Origin of the sequence: Streptosporangium sp. NPDC049248 (genome assembly GCF_040678965.1) — a bacterium.
Taxonomy (GTDB): Bacteria; Actinomycetota; Actinomycetes; order Streptosporangiales; family Streptosporangiaceae; genus Streptosporangium; species Streptosporangium fukuiense.
In genome coordinates this window covers 96,267-115,440 of the sequence record NZ_JBFAQY010000004.1, presented here as the reverse complement: position 1 = coordinate 115,440, position 19,174 = coordinate 96,267, and the positions used below count along the sequence as shown (strand labels likewise).

The window sequence follows — 19,174 nt, the reverse complement described above, 5'->3', positions numbered from 1 at the left end:
CGACAGTGCACCGACCCCCCGCCACCCCGGTGGCACGTGGCCGCAAGGGCACGCTGGGCCTGACCTCAGTCCTGCTCGTCGGCGCGCTGGCCCTCGCGGCCTGCGGCCAGAGCACCTCGGGCGCCTCCGGCGGCTCCGACGTCCGCAAGCAGACACTGATCATCGCGGAGAACGAGCCGCCGGCCACCTTCGACCCGGTCCAGGCCGACAACTCGACCGTCGACGAGGTGTCCATCCCCGCCTACGACACCCTGGTCAAGTACGGTAAGGGCGGCGTGCTCGCCCCCGCCGTGGCCACCGAGTGGACGTTCTCCAAGGACGGCAAGACCCTCGACCTGACGCTCCGCGACGACGTGACCTTCCACGACGGCACCAAGCTGACCGCCGCCGACGTGAAGTACACGATGGACCGGATCAGCAAACTGCAGATGGGCGTCGCGTCGCTGCTGACCGCCTACGACTCCGCCGAGGTCGTCGACGACACCCATCTGACGATCAGGCTGAAGCAGTCCTACGCGCCGTTCCTGGGTGCGCTGTCGCGGGTCTACCTGCTCAACTCCAAGCTCGTCCAGGCCAACGCGGGCTCCGACGACGGCCGCCAGTGGCTGGCGGCCAACGGCGCGGGATCCGGGCCGTACAAGCTGGCCGGGTACACCCCCAACCAGGAGGCCAAGTTCACCCGGCACGACGGCTACTGGGGCGGCTTCACCAACCAGGCCAAGGACGTGGTGATCCGCTACCTGCCGCAGGCGACGACCCAGAAGACCGCGCTGAGCAACGGTGACGTGGACATCGCGATGGACATCGACCCCAACGACTGGGCCGGTCTCGAAAGCGCCGGCCACGTGGTGGACAAGGCCGACACCAACGTGCAGCTCTACACCTTCTTCAAGATGAAGGACTCGCCGACGGCCGACAAGGCGCTGCGCGAGGCCATCACCTACGCCTACGACTACGACCAGCACCAGTCGGCCATCCTCAAGGGCGCGGGCAAGAAGGCCGCCGGCGTGCTGGCGGGCACCATGGCCTGCGCCGACCCCACGGTCGCGCAGGCGGGCTACGACCTGGAGAAGGCCAAGAGCGTCCTGGACGCCGCCGGTCTGAAGAACGTCACGCTGACCATGAGCTACCTCAAGGCCACCGCCGAGATGGAGCAGGCGGCCACGCTGCTCCAGTCCAACCTCGCCAAGATCGGCGTGAAGGTCGAACTGTCGGCGGTCACCTACCCGCAGTACGTCGAGATGCTCAAGAGCAACGCGACCACGCCCGACCTCGGCATGATCTACGGCTTCCCGCCCTACCCGGACCCGGACTCGGTGCTGTACCTGCAGTTCGACTCGAAGTTCATCAACAACGGGCAGAACAGCGGCGGCTACCACAACCCGAAGGTCGACAAGCTGGTCGAGGACGCTCAGAAGCTGACGGACATCGAGGCCCGCTGCGCCCTCTACAAGGAGGCCCAGCAGACCATCGCGGCCGACCACCCCTCGATCAACATGTCCAACCCGCAGTACGTGACGGTTCACCGCAAGGGGCTCACCGGCTACGCCTATGACCCCGCGCACCACCAGACCGTGGACGTCTACCAGGTGCAGGTCGGCTGACCCGCCGGGCTCGGCGCGGACCGCCGCGCCGAGCCCGCCCATCATCGGAGATCACCACTGAGGGGAGGTACCCCATGGCTCGTTTTCTGCTACGGCGGCTCGTGACCAGCGTCGTCGTTCTGGCAGGCCTGGCCGTCGTCACCTTTCTGATGACCCAGGTACTGCCCGGCGACCCGGCCAGGACCGCCGCGGGGCGTAACGCGACCGCCGAACAGGTGGCACAGGTACGGATCCAGCTCGGCCTCGACCAGCCTCTGTGGCAGCAGTTCACGGGGTATCTGGACCGGCTGCTCCACGGCGACCTGGGCATCTCGGTGTTCACCCAGCGGCCGGTGCTCGACGACATCGCGGCCATGCTGCCCTCCTCGGTGGAACTCGTGCTCGCCGCGATGGCGATCAACATCGTGGTGGCGGTACCGCTGGGCGTGTACGCCGCCTACCGCCGAGGCCGGTCGGCCGACATCGCGGCCCGGCTCATCGCCCTGCTGGGCGCGGCGGTCCCGGTCTTCTGGCTGGGCCTCATGCTTCAGCTCGTCTTCGCCGCGGAACTCAGGCTGCTGCCGCTGACCGGCCAGCTCGCCTTCGGCCAGGACGTGCCGAGGATCACCGGGATGACCTCGCTGGACGCGCTGCTCGGCGGGAACCTGGCCGCCTTCGGCGACGCCCTGCAACACCTGATACTTCCCGCCCTGACGCTGGCCGCCTCGTTCGTCGCGGTGGTGGCCCGCACGGTGCGCTCCTCAATGATCACCACGCTGGACTCCGACTACATCACGCTGGCCCGGGCGACCGGCGCCTCGGAGTTCCGTGTGGTGGTACGACACGGCCTGCGCAACGCCATGGTCCCGGCCAGCACGATTCTCGGCATGCAACTCGGCTGGATGCTCGGCTCCACGGTCCTGGTGGAATCCATCTTCGGCAGGACGGGCATCGGCGCCCACGCGGTCGCCGCCGTCCTGCAGAGCGACCTCTACACCGTGATCGGCACGGTTCTCGTGATCGGAGTGGTCTTCGTGGTGGCGAACATCGCCGTGGACCTGGTCCAGCTCTGGCTCAACCCACGGCTGCGCAGGACGAAGCGCCGCACGGGCGAGCCGGCCGCACCCGCCCTCGCGGAGGTGAACGCGTGAGCGCCGGCGCCACGGCGCACGCCGGCACGCGCCGCCGCGTCCTGCCCCGCGTCCCGATCGTCGAGCGCGCCGCGGTGACGGTGGCCGTGGCGATGGTGCTCCTCGCCGTCGTCGGGCCGTTGATCGCGCCACACGACCCCTACGCGGTCGACCTGTCCAAGGCCCTGCTGTCCCCCTCGGGTGACCACTGGTTCGGCACCGACGCCAGCGGCCGTGACGTGCTCAGCCGGGTGCTGTCCGGCGCGCGGGTCACCCTGCCCGCCACGATGATCGTGATCGTCGCCGCGGCGCTGATCGGGACCGTGGTCGGCACGGTCGCCGCCCTCGGCGGGAAGGTCGTCGACGAGGTGCTGATGCGGATCACCGACATCGGCCTCTCGCTCCCGTCGATCATCCTGGCCCTCGGCCTGGCCGCCGCGCTCGGCTCCGGCCTGCAGTCCGCGGTGATCGCCCTCTCCCTCACCTGGTGGCCCGGCTACGCGCGGCTGGTGCGCACGCTGGTCCGCGACGTCAAGGACGCCGAGTACGTCGACGCGGCCAGGATGCTCGGCGTCTCCAGGACCCGTCTCGTCTTCCGGCACATCCTGCCCAACGCGCTGAACACCCTGTACGTGCAGACCACGCTGGACGTCGCCGCGGTGATGCTGGTCATCTCCGGCCTGTCCTTCGTCGGCGTCGGCGCGCAGGTGCCGTCCGCCGAATGGGGGGCGATGATCGCCGCGGCGGCCAACAACCTCACCAACGGCTGGTGGGCGGTGGCCTTCCCCGGCCTGGCCATCATGCTGACCGCGATCTCCTTCAACCTGCTGGGCGACTGGTTGCGGGTGCGCAACGACCCGACGATCCGCGAGGGGGCCGGCCGATGACGGACACACCACTGCTCGCCGTACGAGATCTGCGGGCGAGTTTTCCCGGGCCCGAGGGGCCGATCGAGGTCGTGCACGGCGTCGACCTGGAGCTGGCCCGCGGCGAGAAGGTCGCGCTGGTCGGCGAGTCCGGCTCCGGCAAGTCGGTCACCGCGCGAGCCGTGCTGCGGCTGGACGCCGGCGCCACGCTGACCGGGCGGATCGAGCTGGACGGCACCGACCTGCTGACGCTGCCGCCGCGCCGGATGCGCGAGATCCGCGGTTCGGGGGTCGGCCTGGTCTTCCAGGACCCGCTGGCCTCGCTCAACCCGGTGATGACGATCGGCTGGCAGATCACGCAGCCGCTGGTCATCCGAGGGGTGTCCAAGAAGGTCGCCAGGCGGCGCGGCGTCGAGTTGCTCTCCCGGCTGGGCGTGCGCGACGCCGAGCGGCGTTTCGACGACTACCCTCACCAGTTCTCCGGCGGGATGCGGCAGCGGGTGGTGATCGCCATCGCGATCATCGCGGAACCCGCGCTGCTCATCGCCGACGAGCCGACCACCGCACTCGACGTGCGGGTCCAGGCGCAGGTGCTGCGGCTGCTGCACGAGCTGGCCGACGAGCGGGACATGGCGGTCCTGCTGATCACCCACGACCTGGGCATCGTGGCCGGGTTCGCCGAACGGGTGGTGGTGATGCGCCACGGCCTGGCGGTGGAGAGCGGCCCGGTCGAGGAGATCTACGCCCGGCCCCGCCACCCCTACACCAGGGCGCTGCTCGCGGCCGTGCCCCGGATCGGGGGCGACCTGTCCAGGCCGCTGGCCACCATCGGCTCCGCGGTGGAGACGGCCGAGGAAGGGACGGTGAGCCCGTCATGAGCGAGCCCCTGCTGCGGGTGCGGAACCTGGTCAAGTCGTTCGAGGGCAGGCGTGTGCTGGACGACGTCTCCTTCGACATGATGCCGGGCGAGGTGCTCGGCCTGGTCGGGGAGTCGGGCTCCGGCAAGTCCACCACCGCGCGGTGCGTGGCGCGGCTGACCGAACCCGACTCAGGCCGGGTGGAACTCGGCGGGCGCGACGTGCTGGCGGCCGGCCGCGGGGAGCTGCGCTCCCTCCGCCGCGAGATGCAGATGGTGTTCCAGGACCCGTACTCGTCGCTGAACCCCCGGATGACCGTGGCCCAGTTGCTCGAGGAGCCGCTCGCCGTGCACGGTCTCGAACCGGACCGGCGCCGGCGCAGGGAGCGCGCGGCGGCCCTGCTGGAGACGGTGAGCATGTCCGCCGAGCACCTGGACCGCTACCCCAGGTCGTTCTCCGGCGGGCAGCGCCAGCGCATCGCCATCGCCCGGGCCCTGGCGGTCGAGCCCCGGCTGCTCATCTGCGACGAGCCGATCTCCTCCCTGGACGTCTCGGTCCAGGCCCAGGTGCTCAACCTGCTCCGGGACCTGCGGCTGCGGCTGAACCTGTCGATCCTGTTCATCGCGCACGATCTGGCGGTCGTCTACTACCTCTGCGACCGGATCGCGGTCATGGAGCAGGGACGGCTCGCTGAGATCGGCACCCGGGAGCAGGTGTACGGGGCGCCGGAGCACCCCTACACCCGGTCGCTGCTGGCGGCCGTCCCGATCCCCGACCCCGCCGCCGAGCGTGCCCGTCGCGCGGCCGAACCCCAGTACTGAAGGAGGGCCCGTGGAGAATCTGCGGATGTTCGTCAACGGCCAGGCGATGTCGGGCGGCAGCCTGAACACCGCGCTGAGCGGCGCGGTGTTCGTCGGCCCCGTCGAGACCGCCCCCCGCTACCGGTTCTACTCGGTGCGCGACGAGTTCCCCGGTCTGTACCCGGTGACCTCCGACGGGCACGCCGTGCCCGGCGAACTGTACGAGGTGAGCTACCGGATCCTGCGCGAGCACCTGTTGCCGAACGAGCCCGAGGAACTGGAGCTGAGCGTGATCGAGCTCTCCGACGGCAGCGGATCGCTGTCCATGCGGATGCGCGACGGGTCGCTGACCCTGCCGGGGGTCACCGACATCAGCACGGCCGGTGGCTGGCGCGCCTATCTCGCGTCCGGCCGGACGCAGGGCGCGATCGGATGAGGGACGCCGAGCTGGTGGTGCGGGGCGGCACGGTGGTCGAGGCGGGCTGGTCCGCCCCCGCCGACGTGTTCGTGGCCGGCGGCGTCGTCGTCGCCCTGGCCGAGCCGGGCACACCCGCGCCGGGCGGCGCGACCGAGGTCGACGCGACCGGGCGGCTGGTCATGCCGGGCGGGGTGGACCCGCACTGCCACGTCGGCTTCACCTCCGGCGACTTCACCTCGCTCGACGACTACACCAGGTGCACGACGGCCGCGGTGTTCGGCGGCACCACCACGATCGTGGACTTCGCCATCCCACGGCCCGGCCAGGCACCTGCCGACGCGGCGTACGCCCAGCGGGCCAAGGCCGATCGGGGACTGTGCGACAGTGCCCTGCACGCCTGCGTCGTGGAGTGGGACGAGACCGTGCCCGACCAGCTCGGCGCGCTGGTCGCGGACGGCATGCCCACGGTGAAGATGTTCACCACCTACCGCGGCGAGACCATGGCGGGCGAGGACACCATCCTGCGGACCATGAGGACGCTGCGCGACCTGGGCGGCATGGTGGTGATCCACTGCGAGGCCAACCACATCATCGAGGACACCCAGGAGCGGTGCGCGGCGAGCGGCAGGATCGGCGCCGAGCACATGGCCGCGACCCGTCCCGAACTGGCCGAGACCGCCTCGGTGGCCGAGGTGCTGGCCATCGCCGAGTCGCTGACGGCACCGGTCTACTTCGTGCACCAGTCCACCGCCGAGGCGGTCGAGCTGGTGGCGGCGGCCAGGCGGCGCGGCGTGCCGGCGTTCACCGAATCGGTCGCCCACCACCTGGTGCTGGACGACGGCAACTACGACGGCCCCGCCCCGGAGCGGTTCGTCTGCTGCCCGCCGCTCCGCTCCCGCCAGGCCGTCGACGCGCTGGGACGCCACCTGTTCACCGGGGAGATCACCACGATCGGCAGCGACCACTGCTGCTACGACGTGGCGCAGAAGGAGTCGCGGCGCACCGACGTGCGGGCCATGCCCAACGGCCTGCCCGGGGTGGAGACCCGGCTACCGGTGATCTTCTCCGAGTACGTCGCCGGGGCCGGGCTGCCCGCCACCCGGTTCGTCGAGCTGACCGCCGCCAATCCGGCCAGGACCAACGGCCTGTACCCGCGCAAGGGCACGCTGATGCCGGGCTCGGACGCCGACATCGCGATCTGGGATCCGGCCGCCCGGTGGCGGGTGAGCGCCGGCGACCTGCACATGGCGACGGACTACACGCCGTACGAGGGCATGACCCTGACCGGCAGGCCGCGGACCGTCCTGGTCGGCGGCCGGGTGGTGGTCCACGACGGCGTCCTGGTCGACCCCGTCCCCCGCGGCCGGCACCTGTCCGCCGGGCCGATCTCGCTCACCCCGGCACTGGGGCGCACGGCCCCGTGACGACATCGCCCCGGCCGGCGGCCGGGGCGATCTCACCCTCCCCGCTACTCGGGCTTGGCGCCCACCAGGGCGACGGAGTTGCCGAAGACCTGCTCACCGCGGCCCATCTCGGCGTGCACGCGGGGGAGGTCGGTGAACTCCACGACGCGCCCCAGGCACGGGTCGATCTTTCCGGCGATGACCAGGTCGTTGTAGGCGACGGCCTGCGCGTCGTTGGTGCCGTGGCTGCCCTGGAAACGCTTCTGCCGGGTCCAGTGGTAACGCAGGTCCACCATGGCGTCGAAGCCCGTGGTGCCGGCGCAGATGACCACCATGCCGCCGGGCTCGCAGACCATGATGCTGGTCGGCACGGTGGCGGCGCCCGGGTGCTCGAAGACGATCGCCGGGTCCTTCCGCTCGCCGACGATCTCCCAGATCTTCTTGCCGAAGGCGCGCGCCTGGCCCAGCCACTCCTTCTGGCCCGCCTTGTCGTCGACCAGCGGCGGGATTCCCCAGTGGCTGTAGTCGCCGCGCTTGATGTAGCCGATCGCGCCCTTGGCCAGGGCGTACTCGCCGCGCTCGTCGTCGGAGACCACCGCGACCGGCTTGGCGCCGGCCAGGTTGACGAGCTGGATGGCCTGCGTGCCGAGACCGCCGGAGCCGCCCCAGACCAGGACCACGTCGCCCTCCTGCACGGTGTTCCCCTCGAAACCGTGCAGCATCCGGTAGGCGGTCGTGCCGACCAGGGTGGGCGCCGCGGCCTCGGCCCAGGAGAGGTGGCCGGCCTTGGGCAGCACCTGGTGGGCCTGCGCCCGGGCGAACTGCGCGAAGGACCCGAAGTTCGTGTCGTAGCCCCAGATCCGGGCGGACGGGGCCACCATCTGGTCCTTGCCCCGGAGGATCCAGGGGTCGTTCTCGTCCCAGTAACCGGGGTGCACGATGACCTCGTCGCCGACGGCCACATTGGAGACCTCGGAGCCCACGGCGTAGACGATGCCGGACGCGTCGGAGCCGCCGATGTGGAAGTCGTAGGGCTCACCGGCGCGCTGGCGCAGCCCGATGACGTCGACGGGGTAACCGCGGGCCGCCCACACGTTGTTGTAGTTGACCCCGGCCGCCATGACGGCGACGAGGACCTCGCTGGGGCCGAGCGGCGGGACCTCGATGTCCGTCTCGACCTGGAATGCCTTCTCCGGGTCGCCGAACCGGTCCTGCCGTACGACCAGCGCGGTCATCGTCTTCGGAACCTCGCCGATCGGCGGCAGTTCTCCCAGCGGGACCGCCCTGTCGGTCGTGCTGACCGATTCGCGCTTCATCTCGGACATGCGTATTCCTTCGTACGTTGAAATCGAGAACTACGGGCCGGGTGACCCGTCAGGCCTGCTCCGCCGCCTCGTCGGCGAGGGTCAGCACCTTGTCGAGGACGTCCACCGCGAAGTCGATCTCCTCGCCGGTGATCACGAGGGGCGGGGTCAGCCGGAGCACGTTGTTGTTCGCCGACAGGTACAGCCCCTGCTTCTTCGCCGCGGCCACCACGGCCGTCATCGGTGCGGCGGCCGCCCCGGTGGCGTTGAACGGGACCAGCGGCTCGCGCGTCCCACGGTCGGAGACCAGTTCGAGTCCGTAGAAAAGGCCGCGGCCCCGGATGTCGCCGATGCTCACGTGCCTGTCGGCCAGCCGGTCCAGGCCGAGGCCGAGGCGCTCGCCCATCTCACGGGTGTTGGCCAGGATGTTCTCGTCCTGCATGGCCTTGATCGACGCCACGCCGGAGGCGCAGGCCAGCGGATGGCCCGCGTAGGTCAGCCCGCCCCAGAACTTGTTGACCATCAGCCAGTCGGAGATCCGCTGGTTCACGACCATCGCGCCGAGCGGGACGTAACCGGAGTTGAGGCCCTTGGCCGTGATCAGGATGTCGGGGGTGACGTCCCAGTGGTTGCAGGCGAACCATTCCCCGGTGCGGCCGAAGCCCGCCATCACCTCATCGAAGATGAGGATGATTCCGTACTTGTCACACACCTCGCGGATGGACCGTAGATAGCCCTCGGGCGGGTAGATGAGCCCGTTCGTCCCGGTGACGGTCTCCAGGACGACCGCGGCGACGGTGTCCGGGTTCTCGTACTGCAGGATCTCCTCAAGGTGCGGACCGCCGGAGCAGACGGGGCACGGGTCGGGGTGGCCCACCGGGCAGCGGTAGGTGTAGGGGTCGAACATGCGCACCACGCCGAAGGAACTGGGCTCGGCGGCCCAGCGCCGCGGGTCGCCGGTGAGCGCCATGGCGCCCGCCGTGGCCCCGTGGTACGAACGGTAACGGGCGACGATCTTGTGTCGCCCGGTGACGTGCCTGGCCAGCCGGACGGCGTTCTCGTTGGCCGCCGCGCCGCCGGTGGTGAAGAAGGTCATCTTCAGGTCGCCGGGGGTCAGTCCGGCGATCAGCTCGGCGAGCTCGGCGCGTGACCGCTCGGCGTAGTTGGGACCGATGTAGCACATCCGGTCCGCCTGCTCCTTGATCGCCTCGACGATCCTGGGGTGCTGGTGTCCCAGGTTCATGTTGACGAGCTGCGACTGGAAGTCCAGGTACCTGTTGCCGTCGTAGTCCCAGAACCAGGAGCCCTCACCGCCGGCGATGGGGGCGGCGTTGACGCTCCCCTGCGTCGACCAGGAGTGGATGACGTACTCCCGGTCGGCGGCCCTGATGCGGTCGGCGGTCCACTCGTTCGTGTCCACGACCCTGTCCGTGATGGTCATTCTCGCCTACTGTCCTGCGGTTTCCGCACCGAAGACCGCCAGCCGCGCGAGCGGGCGACCGGCGCTCGCCGCGACGCAGCCCACCAGGATCTCGCCGGGCAGCGGTGCGCCGGGGACCTGCAAGGTGACCGTCTGGTGGTGTGAACGGGTCTTCGAGTCGGTCTTGTGCTTGAGGGGCACGTCGATGGGGGCTCCGGGCAGGCCGACCTTCTCGGCGGCGGGCAGGAGTTCCGTCCCGCCCGCGGCGTTGCGGAAGACGTTGCCGAAACGCAGGTTGTGGATGAGCGCGGAGCCGTGCTCCACCTCGCCCGCGACGCCGACCAGCGCCACCTTTCCGAAGGCCTCGACCTCGGTACCGAGGAGCTCGACACAGGCCGGTCCCACCAGCTCGCCGATCTGCTCGCCGACCTCGTCCGCCAGCGTGACCAGGTCTTCGACGTACCCGCTGCCGTAGGGGTTCTCGATGACAATGCCGACGAAGGCCACCCGGTGCACGGGGTCGACCTCACGGCCGTTCTCAAGGTGGGTCTCTTCCAGGTGCCGGATGGTCTTTCTGACCTTGATGCTCATGTTCTCCCCTTTAATGGTTCATCTATTGAACCAGCGGTTCAGATGGTACGCAAGTGGTGCCGTGGCCTGTCAAGGGTTGACCGCCGGTCCCCTCGCGCGCCGCCGCGAACCCGCGGCGGCGCGCGAGGGGTGTGCGAACGTCAGCCCAGCTTGATGACCGTGCTCTTGTTCTCGGTGTAGTGCTGCATGACGTCGTAGCCCATCTCGCGGCCCCAGCCGGACTCCTTGAAGCCGCCGAAGGGCAACGCCGGGTCGAAGACGCCGTAGCAGTTGACCCAGACCACTCCCGCGCGCAGCGCGCGGCTCATCGAGTGCGCCCGGGAGATGTTCTGGGTCCAGACACCGGCCGCGAGACCGTACGGCGAGTCGTTGGCGACATCCACCAGGTCGTCGACCTCGCGGAACGGCGTGGCCACCACGACGGGGCCGAAGATCTCCTCGCGGACGATCCGCATGTCCGGGGTCACGTCGGTGAAGACGGTGGGCTGGAGGTAGAAGCCCCGGTCGCCGACCGTTTCGCCGCCGCTCAGCACGGTCGCGCCCTGCTCGACACCGGAACGCAGGTAGCCGGTGACGCGCTCCAGGTGCTCCTTGCTGACCAGCGGCCCGACCTGCGTCTCCGGATCGAACCCGTCGCCGATCCGCATCGACGCGCCGATCGCCGCCACCCGCGCGACCACCTCGTCGAAGACGGACTCCTCGACGTACAGCCGCGAGCCGGCCACGCACTGCTCGCCCATGTTGGAGAAGATCGCCGCCGCGGCTCCCGCCGAGGCGGCCTCGAGGTCGGCGTCGGCGAAGACGATGTTGGGGCTCTTGCCGCCGAGTTCGAGCGTCACCCGCTTGAAGTTGCCGAGCGACGCGGTGGCGATCGCCCGTCCGGTCTGGGTGGAACCGGTGAACGACACCTTGTCCACCAGCGGGTGCTCCGCGAGGGCGGCTCCCGCCGAGGGACCGTAGCCGGGCACGACGTTGAGCACCCCTTCGGGAAGCCCGGCCTCGATCGCGAGCCGGGCCAGCCGCAGTGCGCTCAGCGGTGTCGCCTCGGCGGGCTTCAGCACGCAGGTGTTACCGGCCGCCAGGGCCGGGCCCACCTTCCACGCCGCGTTCGACAGCGGGTAGTTCCAGGGGACGATGAGGGCGCAGACGCCGAGAGCCTCCCGCTGGGTGAAGGCGTGGTAGTCCCCGGGTGTGGAGAGCGGGATCGTCGCGCCGGTGACCTTGGTGGCCCACCCGGAGAAGTAGTGGAACGCCTTGACGGAGCCCCGCACGTCGATCATCTGGGACTGGGCGTAGGGCTTGCCGTTCTCCAGTGTGGTGAGCCGGGCGAGTTCCTCCCCGTCCCGCTGGATGAGGTCGCCGAGCCGCCAGAGGATCTGCGCCCGCTCGCCTGGCTTCATCCTCGGCCACGGCCCGGAGTCGAACGCCTTCCTGGCCGCCAGGACGGCACGGTCCACGTCGCTCTCGCGCGCCTCCTGCACCGAGACGAACACCTCGCCCGTCGCCGGGTTCACGACGGGGATCCGGCCGCCCGCCTCGGACTCCTCCCACTTCCCGTCGATGAACAGAAGCGTGTGCTCGATGGGCTTCTGCTGGGCTTCGGTGTCGGGGGTCGCGGCCATCACTGTCCTTTTCGTGCGGATCGTACGGTGGTTGGGAAGACTGTCAGTGCTCGTGCAGGATGACGCCGCGGATGTTCACTCCGGCGTGCAGGTCGTCGTAGGCCTCGTTGATCTGCTCAAGGCGGTACGTGCGGGTCACCAGCTCGTCGAGCTTGAGCCGGCCGGCGGAGTGCATCCCCAGCAGCCGCGGGATGTCGGCGACCGGGTTGCAGTTGCCGAACAGGGAGCCGGTCAGCGTCTTGGTCCGGTTGGAGAAGTCGCGGGGGTTCACCGCGATGTGCTTGTCGGTGGAGCCGAGGGAGGCGACGACGCAGGTGCCGGCCTTGCCGGTCAGGTCGAAGGCCTGGCCGATGATGTCGCCGTTGACCCGTCCCACCGTGATGACGGAGACGTCGACGCCCCGCCCGCCGGTGATCTCCTCGATCCGCGGCCGGGCGTCGTCGAGGGAGGCGAAGGTGTCGGTCGCGCCGAAGGTGGGAGCCTGGCTCCGCGCGAACTCCGAGGGGTCGACAACGATGACGTGGTCGGCGCCGGCGTGCCTGGCACCCTGGACCACGTTCATGCCGACCCCGCCGGCGCCGAGGACGAGGACCGCGTCACCCGGCCGGACGTCTCCGGCGTTGACCGCCGCGCCCCAGCCCGTGAGCACGCCGCAGGAGACCAGGCACGCGGCGGTGAAGTCCGTCGAGTCGGGCACGGCGACCGTCTGGCTCTCGTGGCAGACCAGGTAGTTCGCGAAGGTCCCCAGACTGCTGGTGGCGGTGACCCCGTGGCCGTCCGCGAGCTGGAAGCGCAGGGTGCCGTCCATCGCGTATCCCGGCCGCACGCCGGCCGTGCTCTCGCAGAGGTAGGACCTGCCCGCGGCGCAGTAGCGGCACGAACCGCAGACGGGCACGAACAGCGTCGCCACCCGGTCGCCGACCTTCACCCGGGTGACACCGACGCCGACCTTCTCCACGATGCCGGCCCCCTCGTGCCCGCCGACCTGAGGCAACTCGGCGCGGATGTCCCCGCGCACGACGTGGTCGTCGGAGTGGCAGATCCCGGTGGCCATGACCTTGACGAGTACCTCGCCGGGGCCGGGGTCGCCCACCTGGAGATCCTCCACGCTCCACTTCTCCCCGACACCGTGGATTACCGCTCCCCGCGCCTTGACCATCGTTTCGCCCACCTCGCCAGCTACGAATATTCGGTTCACTCAGCAAACCATTGTTTCAAAATCGTCCTCTGTTGCATAATGCCATGTCAAGGGCCTCGGGAGAATGTGAGCGGGAACGCAGTGCCCCGCCGAGCGGGGTGGTGAAGGCGCCCGGACGGTGTCTGGAGGCGGGAGCCATCGGTCGCGGCCCCCGGTGGATGGGGGTGCGCCGGAGTCGGCGGGAGATCCGGGCGGTGGAGGCGCCGATCGTCGCTCGGAGGTCCGGCGGGGGCGGCCTCGTCACGGCGGGAAGCCGGCGGGCCGGGCGCGTGTTCCCGCGGATCACCGGCACGTTCTGCCGGCGCGGGGCCGACGGGCCCCGGCGCGACGGAGCCTACCCGGTGCCGGTCGATGCCCTCGCGGTGTCACAGGGTGTCATGAAATGTCGCGGAGTGTTGTGCGATGTCCGCACAATGTGGATCGGCCGTCGCCGGACCGGTCGGTCCGGCGACGGCCGATCGACTCAGTAGAGCGGCAGTCCGCTGGCCATCTGCAGGTCGGTGACGCTGAGCAGGTCGCTGAGGCGCTTCGACGTCTGGAGCAGGTACGGCGCCGTCGTGTCCACCCACTCCTTGGTGAGGCGGAAGGTGGGGCCGCCGATCCACACGGCGTACGGGTACTTGTCGCGGACCCGGACCGGCGCCGCTATCGATGCGGCGCCCTGCTCCAGCTCGTCGACGGTGTAGGCGTAACCGTGCTCCCGGATGACATCGAGGCTCTTGAGGAACTCGTCGAAGTCGCCGAGGTGGTCCGGCGCGTGCTCCTCGAACTCCTGCGCGTAGTCGTCGACGACCGTCTGGCGGTCCAGCGCCGCGAGCAGCACCTTGCCGGTGGAGGTCGCCCACACGGGCTGGGTCCGCGGGACGGGCTTGGGGGTCTGGCCGATGAGCCGCGGGCCCGGCATCTGGGCCACCACCATCACGTTGGGTGGGAGGAGCACGTCGAAGCCGCAGGTCTCCTGCGTCTGCGCGGCCAGCTCGGTCAGGACCTGCCGCATGTTGCGGTAGGCGCCGTCGTTGTCCAGCAGCCCGCCGACGAGCGACAGGAGCCCCAGGGAGACCCGGTATCGGCGGTTGTCGGGGTCGAGCGTCAACCAGCTCTCGCGCTCCAGCACGTTGAGGACGCGATAGCAGGTGGCCTTCGGAATCCCTGACTCCCGGGCCACCTCGCTGAGCCCGACTCCCTCGGGGTGCGCGGCGACGGCACGGAGCACCGAGATGGTGCGGCGTACCAGGCCTGACTCACTCGCCGCCATTCTTCCTCCGGAGAGATTTGCTTGTTCGGCCGAACCCTAGCGGGAAATCCCGAGCAATGCTCAACATCTTTCTGCTCGCCAGAAACAGTGGCATTTGTCTGATTTGTTCCGAATGTTCAAGTTTCGGGGTATGGCCCTCTTCGTGCAAGCGTGACGAGATTATCGTTGAGGATGCGGATGCTGCCAAGCGCGCACCGGGCCTCCGCGGATCTCTCCATCGTCGCACCGGTGCGGGGGCCGCCGAAATGCAGACGTCCTGAACCGAGGACGGGCACCTGAACGCCGGCATCGGTGAGTGAGGGCGGAGCCTTTGACGATCTTTCCGTGAACCGGAACGCGCACGCGTTCCGGCACGGGCGTCAGCGCAGAGTCGGGTCGAAGGTGTCACGGAAACCGTCACCGACCAGGTTGAGCGCCAATACCGTCAGCAGGATGGCCATGCCGGGAAAGATGCTGATGTGCGGGGCGGAGGCGACGTACTGCCGGCCGTCGGCGAGCATGGCGCCCCACTCCGGGCTGGGCGGCTGCGCCCCGAGACCCAGGAAGCTGAGCGAGGACACGCTCACGATGGCGAGCGCGAGACCCACCGTGGTGATGACGATGATGGGCGCGCTGATGTTGGGCAGCACGTGCTTGAACGCGATGCGGAAACCGCGGACCCCCGAGGCGTGGGCGGCCTCCACGTACTCCTTGCCCACCACCTCCATCGTGGCGCCGCGCACCACGCGGGCGTACTGCGGGATGTAGGTGATGCCGACGGCGATCGCCGCGTTGCGCAGGCTCGGGCCGGCCACCGCCACGATCAGGATCGCGAGCAGGAAGTAGGGAAAGGAGAGCACCAGGTCCACGCTGCGCATCAGCAGGCTGTCGGCGACGCCGCCCCGGTAGCCGGCGACGATGCCGATGGCGGTGCCGACCACCCCGCTGAGAACGATCACTCCGATGGCGGCGAGCAGGGTCGCGCGCGCGCCGAGCATGATGCGGCTCAGGATGTCGCGCCCGAACGCGTCCCGGCCCAGCCACGCTCCGGCGTTGGGCCCCTCCCTGCGCAGGCTGAGGTTCTGCGCGGTGGGATCGTGTGGAGCGATCCAGGGGGCGAGTACGGCGATGAGGATGATCACAGCGAGGATGACCAGGCCGATGAGCGCCGCACGGTTGCGGGCGAACATCGTCCAGGTCTCCTTCCAGGCGCTGCGCTCCTGGACGGCCCCTTGGGCGCTCTGCGCCGTGGCTACTGCCGCACTCATACTCAGACTCCTCGCTGCCGGGGGTCGGCCCACTTGTAGAGCATGTCGACCAGCAGGTTGATCAGGACGAAGACGACGGTTCCGAGGAGGACCGCACCGCGCACCACCGGATAGTCACGTCCTTCGATGGCCGTGACGATCAGGCGGCCGATTCCGGGGATGCCGAAGACCGTCTCGGTGAGCACGGCGCCGCCGATCAGTCCGCCGAACTGAAGGCCGATCACCGTCATCACCGGCACCAGGGCGTTCTTCAGGGCGTACTTCATGACCACGGTGCGTTCGGGCAGCCCGGCGGCCCGCGCGGTGCGGACGTAGTCGCTGCTCATCACCTCGAGCATGCTGGACCGGGTCAGCCGCGCGATGACGGCGAGCGGGTAGGTGCTGAGCGCGATGGCCGGCAGCACCAGGTGGCCGTAGGTCCCCCAGCCGAAGGCGGGGAAGATCGGCCACTTCACCGCGAAGCCGATGATCATCAGGATGGCCAGCCAGAACACCGGGAGCGACACCATGGCCAGCACCCCGACGCGGGTGACGGTGTCGATGAACGTGTACTGCTTGACGGCGGCGACGATGCCCACCGTCACACCGACGAGCACGGCCAGGATCATGGCCGTCAGCGCGAGCGTGGCGCTCACTCCGGTGGTGCGCGCGAGCTCGAAGGCGACCTCGCGCCCGCTCCGGTAGGAGACGCCGAGGTCTCCCTGTACGGCCTCCGTGATGAAGGAGAAGTACTGCAGGAACAACGGCCGATCGAGTCCGAGTTCGGCACGGAGTTCGGCGACCGCCTGTGGCGAGGCGTTTTGGCCGAGCAGCAGGGTGACCGGGTCACCGGGGGCCATCTCCAGGGCCACGAAGATGACGAACGAGATGACAAGTAGCAGCGGCACCAGCTGCAACAGCCGTCTGCCTACATAAGACAACATTTCCTCGCATCTCCTCATTTAGGCCGCGGAGAAGCTCCCCCGGTGACCTTCGAGCGGGGGGTTACTTCTTGACGGTGACGCCCGACAGGTCCCAAAGACTGGCCATCGTGGTGTGGAACCCCTGGACCTCGGCACGCGTCGCGTAGAAGTTGGTCGAGTAGTGGATGGGAACCACCACGACGTCCTCCTCCACGATCTTGCGCTGGATCTCGTTCATCAGGGCCTCGCGCTCCGGCGTCCTGATGGGCAGGAGGGCGAGCTCGTCGATCTCCTTGTCGGCGCCCGAGTAGCCCGCCATGTTGTTCACCGCACCGGAGCGGAAGACGCGGGTCAGCATGTCGGCGGGGTCGCCGGCGGCCACACCCCAGCCCAGCCAGTACATCTGGGTCTTGTGCTCAAGCAGCGAGGTGAACCACGTCCCGGACTCCTGGACCTTCAGGTTGGCGGTGACCCCGATCTCCTTGAGCTGGGACTTGATGACCTCGGCCACCTCCTTGTCCTTGAGGTAGTAGCTGGCCGGCAGGACCAGGTCGAGCGTCAGGTCGCCTGCTCCGGCCTCGGCCATGAGCTTCTTGGCGCCCTCGAGGTCGTGGTCGATGTTGATCGGGTCGGCGGCGGCCGTGACAAGCGCCGGCGGGAGCAGCCCGTTGGTCGCCGGGGTACCCACGCCTTCGAGGACGTTCTTGACGATGCCTTCCTTGTCGATCGCCATCGCGATCGCCCGGCGGACCTTGACGTCGGGAACCTGCTTGAGCTCGAAACCGAGGAAGATCGGCTGCGCCTTGGGCTCGATGAGCTCGTTGATGTCCGGGGACTCCTTGATGAGGGAGAGCTCGGAGGGAGGCGGGTTCTCGATGACGTCGACGTCGCCGGACTGGAGCGCGGCCAGACGGGTGCTCGCCTCGGGGATCGGGACGATCTCCACGGTCTTGACCTGTGACTTCTCGCCCCAGTAGCCCTCGTTGCGCTCCAGGACCATGCGCTCGTCAGGGTTCCAGCTCTTGAGGGTGTACGGCCCGGTGCCGACAGGGTTGGCCGACAGGTTCTTCTCGTTCTCCTTGATCGCCTTCGCACTGATGATGCCCGCGACGGGGACGGAGAGGTTGTTGAGCAGGCTGGAGAAGGGCTTGCTGAGGATCAGCTTGACCTGCTTGTCGCCGACGAGCTCCACCGACTTGATCACGCCGAGGTAGCCCTTGCCCTGCGGGGCCTTCATCGCGCGTTCCAGGTTGGTCTTGACGACCTCGGGGGTGAGGTCCGTGCCGTCGGTGAACGTGATCCCGTCGCGGATGGTGAAGGTCCACTCGGTGTCGGAGTTCTGCTCCCACGAGGTGGCCAGCCCAGGGATGGGCTTGCCGTTCGGGTCGAGCTTGACCAGGCGCTCGTAAATCAGGTCGAGGCGGATGAAGTCCGCGGTGAGGGAGAAGTTCGGCGGATCGAGGCTCTGGGCGTCGGAGGCCATGCCGACTCGCAGCGTCGCGTCCTCGGCCGCCACGGGGGCGCTCTCCTCGGCGCCTCCCGAGCTCAGGCCGCAACCCGCCAGGGTGAGGGAGGTGAGCATGGCCAACGCCGCGGCACTGCGGCGCGGCCATGTTTTCCCGGGGTGTTTCATGAAGTTACGTCCCTCTCTCTTTCGCTGTCCTCGGACGTAGTGTTCGGCCCCCGAAACCGATGCCGGCGCCTGACGCCGGCGGTGTCCTGCCAGGCAGGTGTGTGGGTGTCACGCCTCGCGGTAGGGCGCGTCGCGCGCCTCAAGGAACGCCTTGAGACCGTGTTCGGCGCGGATCGCGCGCAGGTTGTCCCGCTCGGGAACGCCGGTGGAGTCCAGGACCAGGGTGTCGGCGAAGCGGTGCCCCATCTGCAGCCCCCGGAAGCCCTGCATGTCCTGCATCATCCGGACCGAGCGCTTGACGGTCTGGAGCGTCAGCAGCGGGGCGTTGACGATGCGCTGGGCGAGCCGGAGCGCCGCCGCGTCGACCTCGTCGTCCGGCACGACGGTGTTGACCAGGCCGAGGCGGTGGGCCTCCTGCGCGTCCACGCTGTCGCCGGTGAGGTACATGTGGTTCATCAGCTTGAAGTGCGTGAGCCACGGGAGCAGCAGCAGCGGGGACAGGGTGCCGTGGCGGATCTCGGGCTCGCCGAACGAGGCGTTCTCCCCGCACACGGTCAGATCACCGATGAGCGCCAGGTTGCAGCCGGCGGCGAGCGCGACTCCCTTGACCGCGGTGATCACCACCCGGTCCATGTACCAGAGCTTCTCCAGCATCTTCGCGTTACGCTGGGCGATGTAGTCCGTCTCCACGGTGTTCGCCGGGGACGGGTCGTTGACAAGGTCGATACCTGAGGAGAAGGCCCGGTTGCCTTCCGCGCCGAGGACGACGGCCTTGATGGTGCGGTCCGCCTCGATCTCGTCGATCGCCGCACTCAGCTCGTTGACGGTCTGGGCGCGGAGGGCGTTCAGGGCCTTCGGCCTTGCCAGTGTCAGTATCGCGACCTGACCGTCACGTTCCAGACGCACGTCTTCGTAGGACACTCGCTCTCCAACCCCTGAGGTATC

At 69.3% G+C, this 19,174-nt stretch carries 17 protein-coding genes; 7 read left to right on the top strand and 10 right to left on the bottom strand.

Annotated features, from left to right (window positions below; genetic code table 11):
- Nucleotides 1-5 precede the first annotated feature (5 nt).
- From AB0K21_RS09790 to hydA, 7 genes are all read left to right on the top strand, one after another.
- Nucleotides 6-1,604, top strand: a complete 1,599-nt coding sequence (locus tag AB0K21_RS09790; RefSeq protein WP_364149061.1) for an ABC transporter substrate-binding protein — start codon at nt 6-8, stop codon at nt 1,602-1,604.
- A 74-nt stretch (nt 1,605-1,678) separates the two neighbouring features.
- A complete protein-coding gene (locus AB0K21_RS09785) occupies nt 1,679-2,734 on the top strand; it encodes an ABC transporter permease (protein ID WP_343964331.1) in 1,056 nt (351 codons plus the stop codon).
- Nucleotides 2,731-3,600, top strand: coding sequence for an ABC transporter permease (locus AB0K21_RS09780; RefSeq protein ID WP_343964333.1), 870 nt, complete (start codon nt 2,731-2,733; stop codon nt 3,598-3,600). Before AB0K21_RS09785 ends, AB0K21_RS09780 begins: the two co-directional genes overlap by 4 nt.
- Nucleotides 3,597-4,457 carry an ABC transporter ATP-binding protein gene (locus tag AB0K21_RS09775; RefSeq protein ID WP_343964335.1) on the top strand — a complete coding sequence of 287 codons (861 nt, stop codon included), beginning with the start codon at nt 3,597-3,599 and terminating at the stop codon, nt 4,455-4,457. The genes AB0K21_RS09780 and AB0K21_RS09775 overlap by 4 nt, the downstream gene beginning before the upstream one ends.
- Complete coding sequence (locus tag AB0K21_RS09770) at nt 4,454-5,257, top strand: ATP-binding cassette domain-containing protein (RefSeq protein ID WP_343964337.1); 804 nt, start codon at nt 4,454-4,456, stop codon at nt 5,255-5,257. The genes AB0K21_RS09775 and AB0K21_RS09770 overlap by 4 nt, the downstream gene beginning before the upstream one ends.
- A 10-nt stretch (nt 5,258-5,267) precedes the next feature.
- Nucleotides 5,268-5,672: a gamma-glutamylcyclotransferase gene (locus tag AB0K21_RS09765; protein ID WP_343964339.1), complete on the top strand. Its 405-nt coding sequence runs from the start codon at nt 5,268-5,270 to the stop codon at nt 5,670-5,672.
- The gene (gene hydA, locus AB0K21_RS09760; protein ID WP_343964341.1) at nt 5,669-7,078 is read left to right on the top strand and encodes a dihydropyrimidinase; all 1,410 of its coding nucleotides are present in this window, start codon (nt 5,669-5,671) and stop codon (nt 7,076-7,078) included. Before AB0K21_RS09765 ends, hydA begins: the two co-directional genes overlap by 4 nt.
- Nucleotides 7,079-7,122: 44 nt before the next feature.
- Here the strand turns inward: hydA and ccrA are convergent, their stop codons facing one another.
- The 10 genes from ccrA to AB0K21_RS09710 all read right to left on the bottom strand — a co-directional run bounded on the left by ccrA (nt 7,123) and on the right by AB0K21_RS09710 (nt 19,150).
- Nucleotides 7,123-8,382 (bottom strand): crotonyl-CoA carboxylase/reductase, encoded by a 1,260-nt coding sequence (gene ccrA / locus AB0K21_RS09755; RefSeq protein WP_343964343.1) that lies wholly within the window; start codon nt 8,380-8,382, stop codon nt 7,123-7,125.
- A gap of 49 nt (nt 8,383-8,431) precedes the next feature.
- Nucleotides 8,432-9,802 carry an aminotransferase class III-fold pyridoxal phosphate-dependent enzyme gene (locus AB0K21_RS09750; protein WP_343964345.1) on the bottom strand — a complete coding sequence of 457 codons (1,371 nt, stop codon included), beginning with the start codon at nt 9,800-9,802 and terminating at the stop codon, nt 8,432-8,434.
- A gap of 6 nt (nt 9,803-9,808) precedes the next feature.
- A complete protein-coding gene (locus tag AB0K21_RS09745; RefSeq protein WP_343964347.1) occupies nt 9,809-10,372 on the bottom strand; it encodes an amino acid synthesis family protein in 564 nt (187 codons plus the stop codon).
- A gap of 140 nt (nt 10,373-10,512) precedes the next feature.
- Nucleotides 10,513-11,994, bottom strand: a complete 1,482-nt coding sequence (locus AB0K21_RS09740) for an aldehyde dehydrogenase family protein (protein ID WP_364149056.1) — start codon at nt 11,992-11,994, stop codon at nt 10,513-10,515.
- Nucleotides 11,995-12,037: 43 nt separating this feature from the next.
- Nucleotides 12,038-13,153: a Zn-dependent alcohol dehydrogenase gene (locus tag AB0K21_RS09735; RefSeq protein ID WP_364149054.1), complete on the bottom strand. Its 1,116-nt coding sequence runs from the start codon at nt 13,151-13,153 to the stop codon at nt 12,038-12,040.
- A 502-nt stretch (nt 13,154-13,655) separates the two neighbouring features.
- Nucleotides 13,656-14,447 (bottom strand): IclR family transcriptional regulator, encoded by a 792-nt coding sequence (locus tag AB0K21_RS09730; RefSeq protein WP_343964353.1) that lies wholly within the window; start codon nt 14,445-14,447, stop codon nt 13,656-13,658.
- Between the two features lie 359 nt (nt 14,448-14,806).
- The gene (locus tag AB0K21_RS09725; RefSeq protein ID WP_343964355.1) at nt 14,807-15,694 is read right to left on the bottom strand and encodes an ABC transporter permease; all 888 of its coding nucleotides are present in this window, start codon (nt 15,692-15,694) and stop codon (nt 14,807-14,809) included.
- Between the two features lie 2 nt (nt 15,695-15,696).
- Nucleotides 15,697-16,617, bottom strand: a complete 921-nt coding sequence (locus AB0K21_RS09720; RefSeq protein ID WP_343964357.1) for an ABC transporter permease — start codon at nt 16,615-16,617, stop codon at nt 15,697-15,699.
- Nucleotides 16,618-16,678: 61 nt separating this feature from the next.
- Nucleotides 16,679-18,229 carry an ABC transporter substrate-binding protein gene (locus tag AB0K21_RS09715; RefSeq protein WP_343964359.1) on the bottom strand — a complete coding sequence of 517 codons (1,551 nt, stop codon included), beginning with the start codon at nt 18,227-18,229 and terminating at the stop codon, nt 16,679-16,681.
- Nucleotides 18,230-18,337: 108 nt separating this feature from the next.
- Entirely contained in the window at nt 18,338-19,150 is an 813-nt protein-coding gene (locus AB0K21_RS09710) for an enoyl-CoA hydratase/isomerase family protein (protein ID WP_343964361.1), read from the bottom strand.
- Nucleotides 19,151-19,174 lie beyond the last annotated feature (24 nt).